Here is a 20336-nt window from a genome sequence, read left to right as displayed (position 1 = left end):
GGAATGCAATATGAACCGTTCGGTTCGGAAATCAAGACCTAATGAACTGAATGGTTCAAAATACTGCCTTGCACTGGAGGCAAAGCCGCCTATTTTAGAACCGTTCTAAAAAAGAGGGCCTCCCATGCTTCCCGGTTTCGCGTCACGCCGCCGTTTCGACGATCTCTCCGAACAGGAAGTGCTTGCGCTCGCGATTTCCTCCGAGGAGGACGACGCGCGCATCTACCGCCAATATGCCGAGCATCTGCGCGATGAGTTTCCGGGTTCCGCGAAGATTTTCGACGAGATGGCGAAAGAGGAAGACGAGCATCGCCGCCTCCTGATCGCCCGGCACACGGAGCGTTTCGGCGAAGTAATCCCGCTGATCCGTCGCGAGCATGTCGCGGGCTTCTACAACCGCAAACCGATCTGGCTGACGAAGAACCTATCACTCGATACGATCCGCGGCGAGGCCGAGGCGATGGAGCGCGAGGCGGGCAAGTTCTATACGCTCGCCGCCCAGCGTAGCTCTGATGCCAGCACGCGCGAGTTGCTGGGCGATCTCGCCGCAGCCGAACTCGGCCACGAGAAGAAGGCCGAAGAGCTGACCGGCACGCATCTGCCCGAGAGCGAGAAGGAAGAAGAAGACCGTCAGGCCCATCGCCAGTTCATCCTGACTTGGGTGCAACCGGGTCTCGCCGGGCTGATGGACGGCTCGGTCTCGACCCTCGCGCCGATCTTCGCCACCGCCTTCGCGACCCAAAATCCTTGGACCACCTTCCTCGTGGGCCTCGCGGCCTCAGTCGGCGCGGGCATCTCGATGGGCTTCACCGAAGCCGCTCATGATGACGGCGTGATCTCGGGCCGCGGTTCGCCGATCAAGCGCGGCATCGCCTCGGGCGTGATGACCATGCTGGGTGGCTTGGGCCACGCGCTGCCCTACCTGATCCCCGATTTCTGGACCGCGACCACCATCGCGATCATCGTCGTGTTCATCGAGCTCTGGGCGATCGCGTGGATCCAGAACCGCTTCATGGAAACGCCCTTCCTGCGCGCGGCCTTCCAGGTCGTGCTCGGTGGTGCGCTGGTCTTTGCGGCCGGTGTCTTGATCGGCGGCGGCTGACGCCGACCTGCGATTTGCCTTCGGCTTGGCGAAAATATCCCCGCCGGAGGCATCCCCGCCTTTCCACGGGTACATGGGTCACATTCCGTATCTGGCACTTGCCAAAGGCGCATGCTAGCCCTTGGCCATGCTCGAGATCTTTCTGAAGACCTTGCCCTTTTTCGCCCTGATCGGGCTTGGCTGGTTCGCCGGACAGATCCGCTTTTTCACCGCCGAGGCGACCGCGTGGCTGACGAAGTTCGTCTTCTACTTCGCGCTCTCGGCGATGCTGTTCAAATTCTCCGCCAATCTCGATCTGGACGCGCTCGTCGATCCGCAGTTCATCCTTGCGTATCTGACCGGCTCGGGCGCGGTCTGGCTGATCACTTTCGCCGTCGCCAAGGCGCGCAAGCTGCCCACCGCGCTTTCGGCGATGGAGGCGCATACCTCGATGACCGGCAATACCGGCTTCCTCGGCGTGCCGATGCTGGTGGTGCTGCTGGGACCGGCAGCGGTCGGGCCGGTGCTGATGGTGCTGAGCTGCGATCTGATCGTGTTCTCCTCGATCATCACGATCTTCATCACCGCCGCGCGGCACGGGAAGGTCTCTCTCGCGCCGATCGCGCTGGGGCTTGTGAAGAACCCGATGATCGTCTCGATGGTGGCGGGGCTCGCCTGGGCGGGGCTGAAGCTGCCGATGCCGGGTCCGCTTGAGGAATTCATGACGCTTTTGGGCGCCGCCGCCACGCCGGGCGCGCTGTTCGCCATTGGCGCGTCGCTCGCGGGGAAATCGGCGGAGAAACCCGCGCCGGCGGTTTGGCTGTCCTTCGGCAAGCTCTTCCTGCATCCGGCGGCCATCGCGATCACGTCGCTTCTGATCTTCGACGTCGATCCCTTCGCGGCAGGCGTGATGATCGCCGCCGCCGCCCTTCCGGTCGCGGGCAATGTCTATATTCTGGCGCAGCATTTCGGGGTGGCGCCGCAGCGCGTCTCGGCGTCCATCCTCGTCTCGACCGCCGTCTCGATCCTCACGGTTCCGGCGGTCATCCACTGGGTTCACGGCTAAGGAGGCTCTGATGAAAACGATCTCGGAAAACCGCTGTTTCGGAGGCGTCCAAGGCGTCTACTCGCACGCCTCGAAGGTCAACGATTGCGAGATGACCTTCGGGCTGTTCCTGCCGCGCGAGGCCGAGGACGGGCCGGTTCCGGTGCTGTGGTATCTCTCGGGACTGACCTGCACCCATGAGAACGCCATGACCAAGGCTGGCGCACAGGCGTTTGCGGCCGAGCACGGGATCGCGCTCGTTTTCCCCGACACCTCGCCGCGCGGCGAGGGCGTCGCCAACCATGAGGATTACGATCTGGGGCAGGGCGCGGGCTTTTACGTCAACGCGACGCAGGATCCGTGGGCGCCGCATTTCCGGATGTGGGATTACATCGCCGAGGAACTTCCGAACGCCATCGACGCCGCTTTCGAGATCGATACCGAGCGGCAGGCGATCACCGGCCATTCGATGGGCGGGCATGGCGCGCTGACGCTGGCGATGCACCAGCCCGAGCGCTTCCGGTCCGTCTCGGCCTTCGCGCCGATCGCGAACCCGACGCAAAGCGATTGGGGCCGCAAGCAGTTCAGCGCCTATCTGGGCGACAACGAGGCCGCATGGGCCGCGCATGATGCCACGCTTCTGATGCGCGAGCGTGGGTTCGACGGCGAAGTGCTGATCGATCAGGGCGGCTCGGATCAGTTCCTCGATCTGCTGAAGCCCGAGGCGCTGGCCGAGGCGATGGCCGCGCGCCGTCAGCCCGGCACCTTCCGGATTCAGGAAGGTTACGATCACAGCTACTATTTCGTCTCAACTTTCATTCCCGACCACATCGAGTTCCACGCCGAGGCGCTCTGGGCGTGATCTGGGTCGATGCCGATGCCTGCCCGGTGAAGGCCGAGGCCGAGAAGGTCGCGACCCGTCTCGGGATCAAGCTGATGCTGGTCTCCAATGGCGGGCTGCGGCCCTCGCCCAATCCGCTGGTCGAGATGGTCTATGTCGATCAGGGGCCGGACGTGGCCGACATGTATATCGCCGAGCGGGCGACCGTCGGTGATGTGGTGATCACCAATGACATTCCGCTGGCGGCAAAATGCGTCGAGTCCGGCGCGCGCGTCCTGCGCCCCGATGGCGAGGCCCTGACGCCCGCCAATATCGGCAACGTTATGGCAACGCGGGATTTGATGGCGGATCTGCGCTCTGCCGATCCGTTCCGGCAGGGCGGCGGCAAGCCGTTCTCCAAGGCGGATCGGGCGCGGTTCTCGGATGCGCTCGACCGGGTGGCGCGGGCGGCGGCAAGAGAGGTTAAGAATGGTTGAGGCAGTTATCTTCGACATCGGAAATGTGCTGATCGAATGGCAACCCGAGCGGCATTACGACCGGATCATGCCGCGCGAGACCCGCGAGCAGATGTTCACAGAGGTCGATCTGCACGGCATGAATGACGAGATCGACCGCGGCGCGCCCTTCCGCGAGACGATCTACGCATGGGCCGAGAAATACCCGAGCTGGCGCGATGCGATCCGGCGTTGGCACGACGACTGGATCGAGATGGCCTCGCCGGGTATCCCGCATTCGCAGCGGCTGATGAAAGCCCTGCAGGCCAAGGGGATACCGGTCTTCTCGCTGACGAATTTCGGGATCGAAAGCTACGATTTCGCGGCGACGCATTACCCGTTCCTGCGCGAGTTCGACCGCGATTTCATCTCTGGCCATATGGGCGTCACGAAGCCCGATCCGAAGATCTATCAGATGGTCGAGGACGCGTCGGGACTGTCCGGCTCGGATCTGATCTTCACCGATGACCGCGCCGACAATATCGCGACGGCGCATACCTTCGGCTGGAAGACGCATCTCTTCGACGGGCCCGAAGGCTGGGCGCGGCGGCTGGTCGAGGAAGGGCTGCTGGAGGAGGCGGAGGCCGCATAAGTTGAACTTATGCAGCCGCCTCGAAAATAAGGAAAACTTATCTCAGGCGCGTTTCGCGACCGCAACGCCCAGAAGTTCGAGCACCTTCGCCTCGATCTGCGGCGCATCCATGCCCGCCGAGTGATACATATCTTCGGGCGAGGCGTGATCGATAAACGTGTCGGGCAGCACCATCGAGCGGAACTTGAATCCGTGATCGAAGACGCCCTGATCCGAGAGGTATTGCGCGACATGGCTGCCGAAGCCGCCCACCGCGCCTTCCTCGATGCAGATCAGCGCCTCGTGCTCCGCCACCAGCCGGTCGATCAGATCGGTGTCGAGCGGTTTCGCGAAACGCGCATCGGCGATGGTCGGCGCAAGGCCGCGGGCTTGCAGCGCTTCGCGGGCTTTCAGAACCTCGGCGAGACGGGTGCCGTAGGAGAGGATCGCAACGCGCGCACCCTCCGCGATCATCCGCCCCTTGCCGATCTCCAGCGGCACGCCTTCTTCGGGCATGTCGACGCCCATGCCTTCTCCGCGCGGATAGCGGAAGGCGATCGGGCCGTCGTCATATGCTGCGGCGGTGGCGACCATATGGACCAGCTCCGCCTCGTCGGCGGCGGCCATCACGACCATGCCGGGCAGCGAGGACATGAAGCCCACGTCGAACGAGCCCGCATGGGTCGCACCATCCGCGCCCACCAGACCGGCGCGGTCGATGGCGAAGCGCACGGGAAGGCGCTGGATCGCGACGTCATGGACGATCTGGTCGTAGCCGCGTTGCAGGAAGGTCGAGTAGATCGCGCAGAACGGCTTCATACCGGAGGCCGCGAGACCGGCAGAGAAGGTGACGGCGTGCTGCTCGGCGATGCCCACGTCGAAACAGCGGCGCGGATAGACGCCCGCGAATTGCTTCAGTCCGGTCCCGTCCGGCATGGCGGCGGTGATGCCGACGATCTTCTCGTCTTTCGCCGCTTCCTTGATCAGGCTTTCGGCGAAGACCTTGGTGTAGCTCGGGGCGTTGGAGGGCGATTTCTTCTGCTCGCCGGTGTTGAGGTCGAATTTCGCGGTGGCGTGACCGCCATCGGGGCGGCTCTCGGCGGGGGCATAGCCCTTGCCCTTCTTCGTCAGCGTATGGATCAATACCGGGCCGGTCGCGCGCGCCTTGAGCGTACGCAGCAGCGGCAGAAGCTGATCGAGATCGTGTCCGTCGACCGGGCCAACATAGGAGAAGCCGAGCTCCTCGAACAGCGTGCCGCCCATCGCGATGCCTTTCAGCATCTCTTTCGCGCGCCGCGCGCCCAGCTGGAACGGCACCGGCAGCAGACCGACCGCGCCCTTGGCGGCGGATTTCAGGTCCTGCAGCGGGGCCTCGGAGTAAAGCCGCGTGAGATAGCTCGACAGCGCGCCGACGGGCGGGGCGATCGACATCTCGTTGTCGTTGAGCACGACGAACATGCGTTTGCCCAAGTGGCCTGCATGGTTCATCGCCTCGAAGGCCATGCCGCCCGACATCGCGCCGTCACCGATCACGGCAATCGCGTCGCCGGTCTCGGCGCCCAGCTCGCGGCCCATCGTGAAGCCGGTCGCGGCCGAAATCGAAGTGGAGCTATGTCCCGCGCCGAACGGGTCGTAGGGAGATTCGGAGCGCTTGGTGAAGCCCGACAGCCCGCCCTTGGTGCGCAGCGTGCGGATGCGGTCGCGACGCCCGGTCAGGATCTTGTGCGGGTAGCACTGGTGACCGACGTCCCAGACGATCTTGTCGCGCGGCGCGTCGAACACGGCATGCAGCGCGACCGTCAACTCGACCACGCCGAGACCCGCGCCCAGATGGCCGCCGGTTTGCGACACCGCCGAGATCGTTTCGGCGCGCAACTCGTTGGCGAGCGTTTTCAGCTCGGGATCGGAAAGGCCTTTCAGATCGGACGGCAGTCGCACCTTGTCGAGGAGCGGCGTGGCCGTTTGGTCGTTCGGGTTATCGCTCATTGGCTACCCCCTAGGCGCGCTACATTTCGCGGGAGATAACGAAACGCGCAGCGGCCCGCAAGTTTTCCGCTTCCTCGCCGTAAGGTGAAAGCGCGTCTATCGCCTGGTCGATCAGCTCGCCCTCGCGGAGCCGCGCGCCAGCAAGGCCGAGCAGCGAAACGAAGGTCGCCTTGCCGGCCTCGGCGTCCTTGCCGACCCGCTTCCCGGCGGCCTTTTCGCAGCCCGTCACATCTAGGATGTCATCGTGAATTTGAAAGGCCAGACCGACCGCATCGGCGAAATCGCTCAGAGGGCCCTCGTCTTCGCCTGCGAGGATCGCGCCGGCGCGGGAGGCAAAGGAGATCAGCGCCCCGGTCTTGCCCGCCTGCAGCGCGGTGATCTGGCTCAGCGAAAGGGGATTGGTGGCACTTTCCGCCGCGATGTCGAGCGCCTGACCGTGGCCCATGCCCGCCGCGCCGGAGGCTTTGGCAAGCGCGAGGCTGAGCGCGATGCGCCGCTCTGCCGGGCCGAGGACGGGATCGGCGCAAAGCTCAAACGCAAGCGTCTGCAGCACGTCGCCGGTGAGCACGGCGGTGGCCTCGTCCCATTTCACGTGAATCGTCGGCTGGCCGCGGCGCAGATCGTCGTCATCCATGCAGGGCAGATCATCATGCACGAGGCTGTAGGCGTGCAGCGCCTCGACCGCGGCGGCGGCGGGCATCGCTTGAGCTTCGGGAATTCCGAAGATCGCGGCGCTTTCGATCGCGAGGAAGGCGCGCAGCCGTTTGCCGCCCTGCAGCGCGTAATGCATCGGGTCGCGCAACGGCCCCTCCGGCTGGCGCGCCACGGCGGCATCGAGCGCGACCTGAACGGACGCCTGCACCTCTTTCAAACGGGAGGAGAACATTTACAGACCTTCGGCGGGGGCCGTGCCTTGCGGTGCGCCGTCGGCATTGAGCGTGATCTTCTCGACCCGCGCCTCGGCCTCCTTCAGAAGCTTGGCGCAATGCTCTTTCAGCTTGGCACCGCGCTCGTAGAGCTTGATCGACTCGTCGAGGGGCACGTCGCCGTGTTCCAGTTTGCCCACGACTTCCTCGAGGGCCTTCATCGCCTCTTCGAAGCTCAGCGCGTTAATATCGCTCATCAATCTGCATTCCCGGTGATATGTCGTCCAATAAGGCTCTGACGCCCAGCTTCCTGCAAACCATATCCGGCTCGCGGAGTCGAGATCACCCCGCGAACCCGGCCCAGCAGCGAACGTCTTGTCGCCTATTTCTGGAGCGATTCGAGATATGTCGCGAGGGAGAGGACGCGCCCGCGCGTGGCCAGCACGTCGGTGTAATACGGCGCGCCGTGCCCGCCCTGGTCCATGAACACCTCGCCGAAGACCGGCATCGGCCCGCCATGTGCCCGCACGCCCGTGCGCCCGTCGATGATGTGGATCGTTTTGAGCATCGGGAACGCGCCGTCATTCGCGGCGGCAAGCCCGGTCAGATCGGCAGGTTTCACGGTCAGATATTCGGCCATCGGCCCGGTGCCGGTGCCGTCGTCGCCATGACAGCTGGCGCAATATTGGTCGTAGAGAACTTTGCCGACATCGGCGTTCTGAGCGATGGTCGGCGTCGCGGCGAGACATGCCGCGACGATGAGGTAAGTGAAGCGCATTGTATCCTCCCACAAAGATGACGCAGGGGAAGGTTAGGCGCGAAACGTGATCACGTCTGTGATCGGCGTCAACGAAGAAAGGCGCCCCGTATGCTACGGAGCGCCCCACGAAAAGGGCCATCTCTATTCGAGATGACCCTCCGAGATCTACGGAGATGGTCCGGTTAGGGTCCGAAGGATCCAGCCGTCCCAGTCAGGGTTCTTTGCCCTAGGGTTTGCCCTCAGGCCACGGCCCCCCTCACTGTCCCGACACCTCTCTCCACTATCACTCTAGACACTGGACCACCTCCTTTCATGCGTTGCCGTTATCCACAGCGTGCCACAGATTTTGTGTGTGGCAAGAAAAATCACGCAAGTCTTGGAGAAAGTTTCGTGACGAGTGCCTTGAAAGGCAGCAGTGCGATCAAAGTCAGGGCAAGTTTGACAAGCCAGTCGGCGGTGGCCAGCGACACCCAGAGCGGCACTGTCGGCCCGACGCCCAACAGGGGCAGGGTCTCATTCGCCCAGGACACGTCGTTGCCCGGCTCGAGGAAGGTCAGCCCGGCCGAGAAAGCCACCGAGAAGAAGATCAGCGTATCGAGCGAGGCGCCGATCAGGGTCGAGATCGCCGGGGCGCGCCACCAGACGCCGTCGCGCAGCTTGTCGAAGACGAAGATGTCGGTCATCTGCGCCACGAGGAAGGCCGCGCCGGAGCCGAGCGCGATGCGCAGCGTCACCGCCGGATAGGTGAAGCCGTCACCCTGCAGCATGATCTGGCTGCCGATGAGCGAGCAGATCACCCCCACGACAAAACCCGCGAAGACCACGCGACGCGCGGCACCGGGGCCGTAGACACGGTTCATCACGTCATTGACGAGGAAGGCGAAGGGGTAGGTGAAGGCGCCCCAGGTCAGCCAGTCGCCGACGAGGAATTGCACCAGGATGTTCGAGGCCACGACGATTGCGGCCATGGCAATGATGCCAGGAATATAGCGGGTCATGATGTTCAACCGTTTTTACATGGTAGCGGAGACATGGCCCGGATCAGCCCGGGCAAGGGCGCGCGATACGCCGTCACGACGCGCGCGTCAATCCTTCTTGGCGGTGCGGCGCGTGTTGGGCAGGACGTATTCGACGATTTCGGTGCGCTGCAGGAACCGGAAATTGTCGTCGGAGATCATCGTCAGGCGGATCGCACCCTCGTCGTCGCGCCAGACCGACAGGCCCTCGAGATTGTCGTGTCGTCCCGCGCCGGTTTCCAGCAGAACCTCGCCGCCCGAGATCGAATCGCCGTTGATGTCGAAGACCTGCACGCGCGAGCGGAAGCCCAGAAGGCCCCAGAAGTCGCGCTCCAGCAGATAAAAGCGGCCATCGGGCCCGAAATCCGCACCGACCGGCAGCCAGTTATCGGAGCGCGGGATGGCGAAGGGCTGATCCCATTTGCCATCGCGATAGCGCCAGACCGGGTAGGGCCTGTCCTTCGCGCCCGAGCGTTCGGGCATCGTGTAGAGCGTGCCCTGATCGTCGATCGCCAGCGCCTCGAGCGAGGAGTTGTTCTGCATCTTCGCGAAGGCATCCGGGCGCGGCAGTAGCTCGGCCGGACCGCCGTCGGTCGGGAAATGCGACACCCGCGCCAGCCCTTCGAAGGAGATGTAGACCGAGCCGTCGGGCGCCAGGGCCAAGCCTTCGCTGTCGCCCTGATGGCGGTTGAGCACGCGGCCCTTGGAGCTGTGAAGCCAGTTCGGCCCGTTGGTGATTTCGACGTCGCTGATCCGGCCCTGCGCGTCCCGGTCCAGCCGCCCGCGCCAGATCGTCGTGCGGTCCGATTGGGTGATGAAGTTGCGCCCGTCGGGGCCCAGCTCGAGCCCCGAGAAGCCGCCGAAGACGCTCACGCCCGGCATCGTCCAGTGATAGCTTTGCAGGAAGCGGGCGCGCGGTTCCGGTCCGGCCGGCGCAAGCCCCGCGAGAACCGCCAGCCCCGCCCCCGCGATCAGCGCGAAGACAGAACGGCGCGGCATTGGCTCGGCAGGTCCGACATGACGTAGGTCTTGGCGTTCTTTTTCGGCGGCCCTTTCGGCTTGGGCTTCGCTGCGGTTTTCGGCGGGTTGAGGTAATCCGTCACCCACCAGTTCAGCGTCTCGTCACAGCCGTCGCCTCCCTTCGACAGCTGCGCCACGGTCGGCTTCTGCGTCTGGCAATAGCGCGCACCGGGCGGGCATTTCAGGCGGACATGGAAATGGGTGTTGTGGCCATACATCGGACGGATTTTCTGCAGCCAAGCGCGGTCGTTGCGCGGCACCGTGTTGCACATCGCGATTTTCACCGCAGCGGCGACGAAGATGCGGTCGACCCGCGGATCGGCGGCGGCATGGCGCATCAGCTCGAGATGCTGCGGCGTCCAGTTGCCGTTGATATGGCGCTGGTCGGCGGTGCGCACCGAGATCGAGGAAATCTTCTCCCGCTGGGCGCGGCTGAGATTGAGGTTCGTGGCCGGCAGCATCCAGATGTCGGCATCCAGCCCGATCTGGTGGCTGGCATGGCCGCCGGTCATCGGGCCGCCGCGCGGCTGGGAAATGTCACCGATATAGAGCCCGTTCCACCCCGGCAGGGTCGCGGCGTAGCGCGACAGATCCTGCAGATAGGTCAGCATTGCAGGCTGGCCCCAGTTGCGATTGCGCGACAGGCGCATCGCCTGCCATGTCGGCCCGCTCTCGGGCATCCGTTGCAGCCCGGCGGCGCAGCCGCGCGAATAGAAGCCGATGGCAGAGGGCGCCTGCGCCGAGGCTACCGCTTCCGCGCCAAAAAGCTGGCGGGCGAGCGGTTCGGAGAATCCGGGGGCGGCAATCAGGCTGAAAGAAAGAGCGGCGGCGAGTAATTTCGCGATCATGGTGAGGGGGGTCCTTCGGGCGCAGGGTCTCCGTGGCTTCTCACGAAGCCTAGCAGGACCAGGCCCAAAAGCAAAAGAACGATGATCGGCGTGATGCCGGTCGACTGATTTCCGCTTATCTGTGTCGTGATCCCGATTGCAAGCGGCGCGATGAAGGCCGTGGCCTTGCCGGACAGCGCGTAGAGGCCGAAATGCTCGGTGATCTTTTCCGGGTCGGCCTGACGCACCATCATCGTGCGCGAGGCCGATTGCAGCGCGCCGCCGCAGGCCCCGATCATGCCGCCAAGTACCATGAAGGCGATGTCGGGCAGTTTGCTGTCGGGGGTGACGGCCATGCCGAAGACGCTTTCGCGCGAGATCATCACGATGCCGAGCACCACGAGCGTGAGGATCACGAGCGTCGTGATGATGACCGTGCGCGGCCCCCAGCGGTCGTCCGCCTTGCCGCCGAGCCATGCGAAAGTCGCGCCGGTGATCGTGCCGAGGATGCCGAAGATGCCGATCAGGGTGATCGACCAGTTCAGCACGCCCGCCGCGTAGAGCCCGCCGAAGGTGTAGATGCCGTTGAGCGCATCGCGATAGAACATCGAGCTGAGCAGGAACGAGGTCAGCGAGCGCCGATGTGGCAGCGCGCGGAGCGTCGCGCGCAGTTCCGGCCATGCGCCGCGCAGTGCCGTGCCGATGGGCAGCGCGTCGGCTTTGCGCGGCTCGCGCACCCAGAGGAAGAAGGGGATCATGAATACCGCGTACCAGATCGCGGTGAGCGGCCCGACCGCGCGGGTGTCCTCGCGCGTGGCGACGTCGAGGCCGAACAGCGGCTCGATCCCGAGCATGGTTTTCCCGGTCGTCGGGCTCGCCTGCAGCAGCAAAAGCATGATGAACAGCGTGATCATTCCGCCGATATAGCCGAACGCCCAGCCCGAGCCGGAGATGCGCCCGATTTCTTCGCGGGGACCCAGATCGGGCAGAATCGCATTGGTGAAGGTGGTCGCGAATTCCATACCGATCATGCCGATGGCGAAGCTGATCATGATCGCCATCAGCTTGAAATCGCCCGGCACCGCGTACCATAGCCCCCACGCGCCCAGAACGTACATTACCGAGAAGACCCAGATGAACGGCATCCGCCGCCCCGATCGGTCGGCAATCGCGCCGAGGAAGGGAGAGCCGAGCGCGATGATGATCCCCGCGATGCCCACGCCATAACCCCAGACGGTCTGCGCCGCGGTCCCCGAGCCCATCAGGTCTTTCACGAAGGGCGCGAAGATGAAGGTGATCAGCAGCGTGTTATAGGGTTGGCTCGCCCAGTCGAAGAACCACCAGCCCCAGATGCGTTTCTTCGCCGTGATCATGTCGCCCTCTCCCCGCCGCGCCAGCAATTGCGGCGATCAAGCCCGAAAAAGGACGGTCTGGCAAGGGGTTCGACGGTCGGGGCATGCCGCGGGCGCGGCAGTGTCACATCTGCGGCGGCCAGGGACGCTTGAGGTCGGCCTCGGCCCAGGCGGTCACGAATTCGGGCAGCGGCGGCGAGGTCGCGTCCTGCCCCATCTCGGCCAGAACCTGCGCCGGTGGGATCATGCCCTTCTTCGAGGTCACGGCACCACGGATCAGCACATGCGAGGTGCATTCGCCGCTTTCGGTGAACATCGCATGCTCTAGCCAGATCCAGCGATCGTCCCAGCCAAGACAGCGCGAGCGCATCTCGAATTTCTGGAAGGCCTGCACCCGGCGGCGATAGCGCGTGGTGTTCCCGGCGACCACGATGGCCCATTTGTTGCGCTTCAGTGCGCCCCAGAGCCCTGTGCGGATCGCAAGCGGAATTCGCCCGAGATCGTAGAGCGTCAGCGTGCGCCCGTTGTTCAGCTCCATCCAGAGGTCGATGTCCCACGGCCAGCAGATATGCTGGCTGACATGCGTGCCCGTGATCGGCAGCGCCGGGGCGTTGCGGAACTTCACGATCTCTTTGGCCATACGGATAACGGGGTACATGCGGGCACTGGTGCTGCGACGCCGCGGGACGGTCAAGAGAGACGTTACGGAAAATGCGCGTGAGCCTGCGGTTGCAATGCCGCGGCGCCTCGCTTACCTGTCTTTGCGATCCAAAGCGGAGGTTTCGATGGTCACGCTCTTTCAGGCCCTGGTGCTGATCCTGAACGTCATCTGGTTCGTCATGATCGCCCATATCATCATGAGCTGGCTTATCAATTTTCAGGTACTGAACCTGCGCCAACCCTTGGTGGCGCAAATCTGGTTCGGCCTGAATAACCTGCTGGAGCCGATCTACGGGCGCATCCGTCGCTTCCTGCCCGACACTGGCGGGCTCGATCTCGCGCCGCTGGTGGCCTTCATCATCCTGATCATCATCCGTCAGGCGCTGTTCAACAACGCGGCCTTCTTCTACGGCAACAGCTTCTGATGCCAGCGGCTGCGGCAGCCGAGGCACCCGCAGAGCTACTGGCGCGGGTCTGGGGGTTCGACGCCTTCCGGCCCGGTCAGGAAGAGATCGTGCGCGCGGTGATCGACGGCCGGAACGTGCTGGCGATCATGCCGACGGGTGGCGGGAAATCCCTGTGTTATCAATTGCCTGCACTGGCGCGCGAGGGCGTGACGGTGGTGATCTCGCCGCTGATCGCGCTGATGCGCGATCAGGTCCGCGCATTGAGGCAGGCGGGTGTCGAGGCGGGCGCGCTGACCTCGGGCAATACCGAGGAGGAGACCGAAGAGGTCTTCACCGCGATCGACCAAGGACGGCTGAAGCTTCTCTACATGGCGCCCGAACGTCTGGCCTCTGGCGGGGCGCAGCACCTGCTGAAGCGCGCAGGCGTCAGTCTGATCGCGGTGGACGAGGCGCACTGCGTCAGCCAATGGGGCCATGATTTCCGCCCCGACTACCTGCGCATCGGCGAGCTGCGCCGCAGCCTTGGCGTACCGCTTGCGGCCTTTACCGCGACTGCCGACGAAGAAACCCGGACCGAGATTGTCACGCGCCTGTTCGACGGGCAGCCCCCCGAGAGCTTCCTGCGCGGCTTCGACCGACCGAATATCCATCTGGCCTTTTCGCCCAAGGATCAGCCACGCCAACAGATTTTGCGCTTCGCGGCCGCGCGAAAAGGGCAATCCGGCATCGTTTATTGCGGCACGCGGGCGAAGACCGAGAGCTTGGCCAAGGCGCTGAGCGAGGCCGGGCATCTCGCCTGTCACTATCACGGCGGGATGGAGGCCGATGACCGCCGCGCTGTGGAGACCCGCTTTCAGCAGGAAGACGGGTTGATCGTGGTCGCGACGGTCGCCTTCGGGATGGGCGTCGACAAGCCCGATATCCGCTGGGTCGCCCATGCCGATCTGCCCAAGAGCATCGAGGCTTACTATCAGGAGATCGGGCGCGCGGGTCGCGACGGTGCCGCCGCCGAGACGCTGACACTGTATGGCCCCGACGACATCAAGCTGCGCCGGTCCCAGATCGACGAAGGGCTCGCCCCGCCCGAGCGCAAGGAGGCCGATCACGGGCGGCTGAATGCGCTGCTGGGTCTGGCCGAGGCGACCGAATGCCGCCGGGTGAAACTGCTGCGCTATTTCGGCGAAGAGGCCGCGCCCTGCGGGCATTGCGACCTATGCGATACGCCGCCCGAGCTGTTCGACGGGACCGAGGCCGTGCGCAAGGCGCTGTCCGCCGCGCTGCGCTCGGAGGAACGGTTCGGCGCGGGGCATCTGATCGAGATTCTGCTGGGCTCGCAGACCGACAAGATCAAGCAATGGGGCCATGACAAGCTGCCGACCTACGGGGTCGGGCGCGATCTGAGCCGTCCGCAATGGCAGGCGGTGTTTCGGCAGATGATGGGCCACGACCTGATCCGGCCCGACGCGGCGCGGCACGGCGCGCTGGTGATGACCGAGACTGCCCATCCGATCCTGCGCGGCGAGCAGTCGATCACGCTGCGCCGCGATCTGGTGGCGAAGGCGAAGACCAAACACGTGGTCCGGACGCTGGTGAGCGACGACGACGCGCCGCTTCTTTCGGCGCTGAAGGCGAAGCGGCGCGCGCTGGCCGAGGCGCAGGGCGTGCCTGCCTATGTCGTTTTCACCGACCGCACCCTGATCGAGATGGCCGAGAAACGCCCCGGAACGCTCGACGAAATGGCGGCGATCAGCGGTGTCGGTGCCAAAAAGCTGGAAAGCTACGGCGCGGAGTTTCTGGAGGTGATCGCCGGCGCGGTGGAAGAGATGCACCCGCTGCGCCGCAAGCTCGCAGGTTCGACCGAGGGGGAAATTTACGACCGGTTGGCCGATGCGCAGCGAAATCTCGAACGCGGCGCGGATGGCTATGATCGCCCGCTCTCCTGCTCGGCCTCGACGATCCGCAAGATCGCGGAGACGAAGCCGCGCAACCGCGACGATCTAGCCCGGATTTCCAACCTGCCCGAGGCGAAGCTCGACCGCTTTGCAGAGGCGTTCCTGGCGGTGCTGGCCGACTACCGCTAGGCGGGTTGGTCGACCGCGGGTGGGCGTGCATCTGCGGGGCGATCCGACTGGATGCGTTCGGTAATCTCTCGTTTCTTCAAAGGCTTGGTCAGGTAGTGATCGATCCCGGCGGCGAGGATGCCTTCGCTATCACCCTCCATCGCATGGGCGGTGAGCGCGCAGATCGGCACATGTGCCGCGCCTTCCAACGCCCGGATTTCGCGCGCCGCCTCGCGCCCGTCCATGCCGGGCATCGAAATGTCCATGAAGATCAGATCGGGCTGGAAGCTGCGCCACAGGGCGACGGCCTCATGTCCGTTATTGGCGAAGCGCAGATCGATATCGAGATCCTTCACCATCTTGGAAAAGACCAGCTGATTGGTGCGGTTATCCTCGGCGGCGAGGATCCGCATCGCACGCCGCTCGGTCAGGTCTGGCGGCGGGCTGGGAGGCGGCGGATCAGGTGTCGCTTCGGCGGCCCGCGACAGGTCCTGCAATGCGCGGAACAGTTCCGAGCGCAGCACCGGTTTTTGCAGACAGCCGGTGACACCCTCGTCCATCGCGGCCTTCGCAGCCTCCGGGTCGGAGCTGAGCAGCAGGATCGGCACGTCGCCGCCATCCGCCCGAAGCCTCTGCGCGAGTGCGACCCCGTCGAGCGCGGGCATCCGATGATCGGTCAGGATTACGTCGAAAGCGCTGCCATCCTCGATCACCTGCAACGCCTCCTCGCCGGAGCGACAAAGCGTCACCTCCAGCCCGTAGGTCTGCAATTGCCGCTCCAGAATGACGCGATTGACCAGAAGATCGTCGACCACCAGCGCCGCGTGCAGCGTGATCGGCGGGGAGGGGGCGTCGATCGGCTCGACCGGTTCGGCGCGGGGCAGCACCAGTTTGAGGCCGAAACACGAGCCTTCGCCAAGCGCGCTGTCCACCCAGACCTCGCCGCCCATCAACTCCACCAGTTGGCGGGTGATCGCGAGACCAAGCCCGGTGCCTTCGAACTTGCGATTACTCTCGGCCTCGACCTGATTGAACTCGCCGAAGACGTGATCGAGCAGCTCGGGCGCGATGCCGATGCCGGTGTCTTCGACGGTGATGTGCAGCTCGTAGTGACCGGCCTCGCGTTCGACCCCCACGACGCGGGCGAGGACGTGACCGGCTTTTGTGAATTTCACCGCATTGCCCAGAAGGTTGGTCAGGATCTGCCGCATCCGTCCGGGATCGGCCTCGAACCGGGTGGGCAGGAACAGGTCGTAATCCACCAGAAGCTTCAGATCGCGGTCCTTGGCAGAGGGCTGCAAGAGCACCGTCACCTCGTGCAGGCAGCGTTCCAGATCGAAGGGTTCGGGGTAAAGCCGCATCCGCTCCGCCTCGATCTTCGAGTAATCGAGCACGTCGTTGATGATGGTCAGAAGCGCTTCGCCGGAGGAGCGGATGGTCTCGGCGAACAAGCGCTGCTCTTCGGTCAGATCGGTCTCGACCAGCAGGTCCGCCATCCCGACGACGCCATTCATCGGCGTGCGGATCTCGTGGCTCATATTGGCGAGGAAGGCGGATTTCGCGCGGTTCGCCGCCTCCGCCCGGTCGCGGGCATCGCGCAACTCCGCTTCGCGCGCGACGGCGCCGGTGATGTCCTGCGCGAAGGTGACGAGATCGCCCTGCGCGCCCCATGTGTCGTTGAGCCGGAACCAGCGGCCATCCTGCGTGCGCAGCGCCATCGGGGGGATCTCGGTGCGACGGATGCGTTCGCACATCTCGAAATGCCAATCGTGCGGATCGCGCCCCTGCAGGTCGAAGACACCGCGCTCTGCCGCGATCCGCATCACTTCGTCATAGGCGACGCCGACGCCGATCGCGATTTCGCCTTCGAAGAAGGAGAGGAACAACTGGTTGGCGGCGACGAGGCGCAGATCGCTGTCGAAGACCGCGAAGCCGTCCGAGATCGAATTGACCGCGTGCCACAGCCGCGCCTGCGCGATCTGGGCGAGCGAATTGGCCCGTTCGAGATCGTTGCGCACGCGGCTGTTCTCGCCCAGCAGGGTTTCGCGTTCGCTAAGCGCGCGGGCAAGACCTTCGCGCTGCTCCACAACTTGATCTGAGAGCATCCTTGCGTGCTGGGCCAGCTTCTGGTTGGCGGCGAAGAGTTCCTGGCGCTTCTGCTCCAACAGCTTTTCCGCCGCGAGTCGCCCGCGGCGTTCCTGTGCCAGTTTCTCTGCGATCGCCTTGTGCATGGACGCGGCAAAGCCCCCCCGTGTGGTCCGGGAGGCAGAGTTGCAGTGCTGCGTGAAAGGCAGGTTAACCGCGATGATGGGCGGGCGGGAAAATCCTTAAATTGCTATGGATTGCCCGCCCGCTTGACCCTCAAAGACCGGGCCTCAGAGACGTTCGATCGAGAGCGCGATGCCTTGCCCGCCGCCGATGCACATGGTGACGAGGCCGTGCTTGCCGCCGGTGCGCTCCAGCGCGTGCAGCGCCTTCACGATCAGGATCGCGCCGGTGGCGCCGACCGGGTGGCCGAGCGCAATCGCGCCGCCATCGGGGTTCACCTTCGACGCATCCAGACCCAGCTCGCGCGAGACGGCCAGCGCCTGCGAGGCAAAGGCTTCGTTGCTTTCGATCCAGTCGAACTCGGAGGCCTGCATGCCGGTCTTTTCCAGCAGCGCGCGCACGGCGGGGATCGGGCCGAGGCCCATCACCTCGGGGCGGACGCCCGCGATGGCGTAGCCGGTGATCTTGGCGCGCGGGGTCAGACCCGCCTCTTTCGCGGCCTCTTCGCGGGCCAGAACCAGTGCCGCCGCACCGTCATTGATGCCCGAGGCGTTGCCCGCGGTGACCGAGCCGTCCTTCTGGAAGACCGGCTTGAGCGAGGCGAGTTTCTCGAGGCTCGTCTGTTTCGGGTGCTCGTCGGTGTCGAAGACGGTCGTGCCCTTGCGCGTGGTGATCTCGACGGGGGCGATCTCTTCCTTGAAATGGCCCTCGGAGATCGCTTTTGCCGCACGCTCCTGGCTTTCCATCGCGAAGGCGTCTTGCTCTTCGCGCGAGATCGAACACTCGGCGGCCACGTTCTCGGCCGTCACGCCCATATGGCCGGTGCCGAAGGGGCACGACAGCGCGCCGGTCATCATGTCGAGCATCTTCGCGTCGCCCATCTTCTGACCGAAGCGGGCGGCGGGCAGGATATAGGGCGATTTGCTCATCACCTCGGCACCGCCTGCCAGCGCGAAATCGGCATCGCCCAGCATCAGCATCTGCGCGGCGGACACGACCGCCTGCACGCCGGAGCCGCAAAGGCGGTTCACGTTCATCGCGGGCGTGCCGACCGGGACGCCGGCATTCACCGCCGCCACCCGGCTGAGATACATGTCGCGCGGTTCGGTGTTGATGATATGGCCGAAGACCACCTGACCGATCTTGTCCGCCGACACGCCCGCCCGCGAGATCGCCTCTTTCGAGACATGGGTGGCGAGGTCGATCGGCGCGAAGCCGGACAGCGTGCCGCCGAACGTGCCGATGGGCGTGCGGGTGCCGGAGAGAATGACGATACCGGTCATGGGTAGCCTCCAATGTTTGGGTCGGCGCGAGGGTAGCGAATGGGCTGACCCCGCGCCAGCGCGCCCGCATGGTTATGACGAGACGTCATTTGCCAAGGGAGCCGGGTTGAAACTCGCGACATAGGAAACACATTCTAGAAAGCGAATATGACTAGGAGGCCGACATGACTGCCAACCCGATCGTCAAAGGGTTCTGGGATAAACCCACCGGAAGCTGGCAATACGTCTTTCACGACCCCGATACGATGAAGGGGGCGGTGGTCGATCCGGTCTGGGATTACGACCCGCAGGCGGGCGCCACGACCCTGGGCAATGCCGAGAAAATCCTCGATTACGTCAAGGCCGAGGGGATCGACGTGGAGTGGGTGCTCGATACGCATCCCCATGCCGACCACTTTTCTTCCGCCGTCTGGCTGGCCGAGAAACTGGGCGCCAAGCGCGGCATAGGCGAGCGCGTGCGCAAGGTGCAAAGCCTCTGGGCCGAGATCTACAACACGCCCGAGCTGCCGCAGGACGGGCGGCAATGGGATCACCTGTTCGCCGAGGGCGAGACGTTCAGGATCGGCAATCTCGATGTGAAGGTGATGCTCTCGACTGGGCATACGCTGGCCTCGATCACCTATGTCGTGGGCGATGCGGCCTTCGTGCATGATACGCTGATGCAGCCCGAAAGCGGCACGAGCCGGGCGGATTTTCCGGGCGGCTCTGCGGCCGAGCTGTGGGATTCGATCCGGGCGATTCTCGATCTGCCCGCCGAGACGCGGCTGTTCATCGGGCACGACTATCCCGGCGAGAGCAAGGAGCCGCAGACCGGCGCGACCGTGGCCGATCACCGCAAGCACAACAAGCACGTCAAGGACGGCATCAGCCGCGAGGAGTACATCAAGACGCGTGAAGAACGCGACGCGACCCTGCCGCTGCCCAAGCTGATGCTGGCCGCTTTGCAGGTGAATATCCGCGGCGGGCGCAAGCCCGAGGCCGAGGGGGATGGTCGGTCTTACCTGAAAATCCCGCTCGACTATTTCGAGCCGCGGTAAGCGTTAGCCGCGTGGCAGTTCGGCCCGGCCCTCGGGGGTCAGCAGCCACGCGTCGCGGCCTTCGATCACCACGGTCGAGAGCGGGTGGCCATAGCCCGCGCCGGAATCGAGATTGAGGCGGTTGCCGTAATGGGTGGCCGCCTTGATATTTGTATGCCCATGCACGATCAGCGCCCCGTGGTCGCGCGGGTCGGTCAGGAAGGGTTTGCGGATCCACAGGAGATCATCCTCCACCTGATCCTCCATCGCCACGCCGGGGCGGATGCCTGCGTGAACGAAGATCGCCTCGCCGCGGGGGAAATAGGCGGGCTGGTGCGCGAGCCAGTCGCGATGGGACTGCGGGATGGCGGAAAGCTCCGATGTGACCTCGTCGAGTGGGCGCGAGAACGCGTCGGGGATGCCGTAGCTCTCCAGTGTCGCCTCGCCGCCCACACGCGGATTGAGATAGGAGACCTCTGCGCTGAGGATCGGGTCTTCGGTATAGGGATCGTCGAGGAAGCCCAGGAACATCCGGTCGTGATTGCCGCGCAACACGATCCAGTTCTCGCCGCTCTGCTGACCTTTCATCAGGTAGTCGATCACACCCGCCGAGTCCGGTCCGCGATCCACCAGATCGCCGACATGCACGATCGGGGCCTCCGTCTCGCCATAGGTGTCGCGATCCGCCGCAATCAGGTCATGCGCCCCGCGCAGCTTGTCGAGATGCCCGTGAATGTCGCCGATCGCGTAGGTCCGCATGAGTGCCCCTTCCAATGCAAAGGC

At 64.7% G+C, this 20336-nt stretch carries 20 protein-coding genes; 8 read left to right on the top strand and 12 right to left on the bottom strand.

Translation table 11 applies throughout. The features are described from left to right. Positions 1-124 precede the first annotated feature (124 nt). From mbfA to B6V72_RS09490, 5 genes are all read left to right on the top strand, one after another. A complete protein-coding gene (gene mbfA, locus B6V72_RS09510; protein WP_075775332.1) occupies positions 125-1102 on the top strand; it encodes an iron exporter MbfA in 978 nt (325 codons plus the stop codon). A gap of 127 nt (positions 1103-1229) precedes the next feature. Further along, on the top strand, positions 1230-2147 hold the full coding sequence (locus B6V72_RS09505; RefSeq protein ID WP_088725212.1) for an AEC family transporter: 918 nt from the start codon (positions 1230-1232) through the stop codon (positions 2145-2147). A 10-nt stretch (positions 2148-2157) separates the two neighbouring features. After that, the gene (gene fghA / locus B6V72_RS09500) at positions 2158-2988 is read left to right on the top strand and encodes an S-formylglutathione hydrolase (RefSeq protein ID WP_088735414.1); all 831 of its coding nucleotides are present in this window, start codon (positions 2158-2160) and stop codon (positions 2986-2988) included. After that, a complete protein-coding gene (locus B6V72_RS09495; protein WP_088735413.1) occupies positions 2985-3443 on the top strand; it encodes a YaiI/YqxD family protein in 459 nt (152 codons plus the stop codon). Before fghA ends, B6V72_RS09495 begins: the two co-directional genes overlap by 4 nt. Further along, entirely contained in the window at positions 3436-4053 is a 618-nt protein-coding gene (locus B6V72_RS09490; RefSeq protein ID WP_088723139.1) for an HAD family phosphatase, read from the top strand. The genes B6V72_RS09495 and B6V72_RS09490 overlap by 8 nt, the downstream gene beginning before the upstream one ends. 42 nt (positions 4054-4095) lie before the next feature. Here the strand turns inward: B6V72_RS09490 and dxs are convergent, their stop codons facing one another. From dxs to B6V72_RS09445, 9 genes are all read right to left on the bottom strand, one after another. Next, complete coding sequence (gene dxs / locus B6V72_RS09485; RefSeq protein ID WP_088735412.1) at positions 4096-6018, bottom strand: 1-deoxy-D-xylulose-5-phosphate synthase; 1923 nt, start codon at positions 6016-6018, stop codon at positions 4096-4098. A gap of 19 nt (positions 6019-6037) precedes the next feature. Next, positions 6038-6904 carry a polyprenyl synthetase family protein gene (locus B6V72_RS09480; protein ID WP_088735411.1) on the bottom strand — a complete coding sequence of 289 codons (867 nt, stop codon included), beginning with the start codon at positions 6902-6904 and terminating at the stop codon, positions 6038-6040. Further along, positions 6905-7141 carry an exodeoxyribonuclease VII small subunit gene (locus B6V72_RS09475; RefSeq protein ID WP_075775339.1) on the bottom strand — a complete coding sequence of 79 codons (237 nt, stop codon included), beginning with the start codon at positions 7139-7141 and terminating at the stop codon, positions 6905-6907. A gap of 125 nt (positions 7142-7266) precedes the next feature. Further along, positions 7267-7662 (bottom strand): c-type cytochrome, encoded by a 396-nt coding sequence (locus B6V72_RS09470; RefSeq protein WP_088735410.1) that lies wholly within the window; start codon positions 7660-7662, stop codon positions 7267-7269. 347 nt (positions 7663-8009) lie between these two features. After that, entirely contained in the window at positions 8010-8642 is a 633-nt protein-coding gene (locus tag B6V72_RS09465; protein ID WP_075775341.1) for a queuosine precursor transporter, read from the bottom strand. 87 nt (positions 8643-8729) lie between these two features. Then, positions 8730-9659: an esterase-like activity of phytase family protein gene (locus B6V72_RS09460; protein WP_075775342.1), complete on the bottom strand. Its 930-nt coding sequence runs from the start codon at positions 9657-9659 to the stop codon at positions 8730-8732. Further along, on the bottom strand, positions 9632-10528 hold the full coding sequence (gene mepA / locus B6V72_RS09455) for a penicillin-insensitive murein endopeptidase (protein ID WP_088719846.1): 897 nt from the start codon (positions 10526-10528) through the stop codon (positions 9632-9634). The genes B6V72_RS09460 and mepA overlap by 28 nt, the downstream gene beginning before the upstream one ends. Beyond that, positions 10525-11880, bottom strand: a complete 1356-nt coding sequence (locus tag B6V72_RS09450; RefSeq protein WP_075775344.1) for an MFS transporter — start codon at positions 11878-11880, stop codon at positions 10525-10527. Before B6V72_RS09450 ends, mepA begins: the two co-directional genes overlap by 4 nt. A gap of 103 nt (positions 11881-11983) precedes the next feature. Next, positions 11984-12517: an acyl-CoA thioesterase gene (locus tag B6V72_RS09445; RefSeq protein WP_088735409.1), complete on the bottom strand. Its 534-nt coding sequence runs from the start codon at positions 12515-12517 to the stop codon at positions 11984-11986. A 127-nt stretch (positions 12518-12644) separates the two neighbouring features. On the opposite strand from B6V72_RS09445, the gene B6V72_RS09440 reads away from it, so the two are divergent. Further along, positions 12645-12944, top strand: coding sequence for a YggT family protein (locus B6V72_RS09440; RefSeq protein WP_075775346.1), 300 nt, complete (start codon positions 12645-12647; stop codon positions 12942-12944). Then, positions 12944-15007, top strand: a complete 2064-nt coding sequence (recQ, locus tag B6V72_RS09435) for a DNA helicase RecQ (protein ID WP_088735408.1) — start codon at positions 12944-12946, stop codon at positions 15005-15007. The genes B6V72_RS09440 and recQ overlap by 1 nt, the downstream gene beginning before the upstream one ends. On the opposite strand, the gene B6V72_RS09430 is transcribed toward recQ, so the two are convergent. Both B6V72_RS09430 and B6V72_RS09425 read right to left on the bottom strand, forming a co-directional pair. Further along, a complete protein-coding gene (locus B6V72_RS09430) occupies positions 15004-17217 on the bottom strand; it encodes a response regulator (RefSeq protein ID WP_088735407.1) in 2214 nt (737 codons plus the stop codon). The two genes, recQ and B6V72_RS09430, sit on opposite strands and share 4 nt — an antisense overlap. 144 nt (positions 17218-17361) lie before the next feature. Further along, positions 17362-18537 (bottom strand): acetyl-CoA C-acyltransferase family protein, encoded by a 1176-nt coding sequence (locus tag B6V72_RS09425; RefSeq protein WP_088725203.1) that lies wholly within the window; start codon positions 18535-18537, stop codon positions 17362-17364. A gap of 164 nt (positions 18538-18701) precedes the next feature. On the opposite strand from B6V72_RS09425, the gene B6V72_RS09420 reads away from it, so the two are divergent. Beyond that, positions 18702-19574: an MBL fold metallo-hydrolase gene (locus tag B6V72_RS09420; RefSeq protein WP_088735406.1), complete on the top strand. Its 873-nt coding sequence runs from the start codon at positions 18702-18704 to the stop codon at positions 19572-19574. A 3-nt stretch (positions 19575-19577) separates the two neighbouring features. Here the strand turns inward: B6V72_RS09420 and B6V72_RS09415 are convergent, their stop codons facing one another. Beyond that, the gene (locus tag B6V72_RS09415; protein WP_088735405.1) at positions 19578-20312 is read right to left on the bottom strand and encodes a metallophosphoesterase family protein; all 735 of its coding nucleotides are present in this window, start codon (positions 20310-20312) and stop codon (positions 19578-19580) included. Between the last annotated feature and the right edge of the window lie 24 nt (positions 20313-20336).

Source organism: Thioclava sp. F34-6, from assembly GCF_002213235.1.
GTDB lineage: Bacteria > Pseudomonadota > Alphaproteobacteria > Rhodobacterales > Rhodobacteraceae > Thioclava > Thioclava nitratireducens.
The sequence above is the reverse complement of the archived record's forward strand: the minus strand, read 5'-3'. Positions and strand labels throughout refer to the sequence as shown.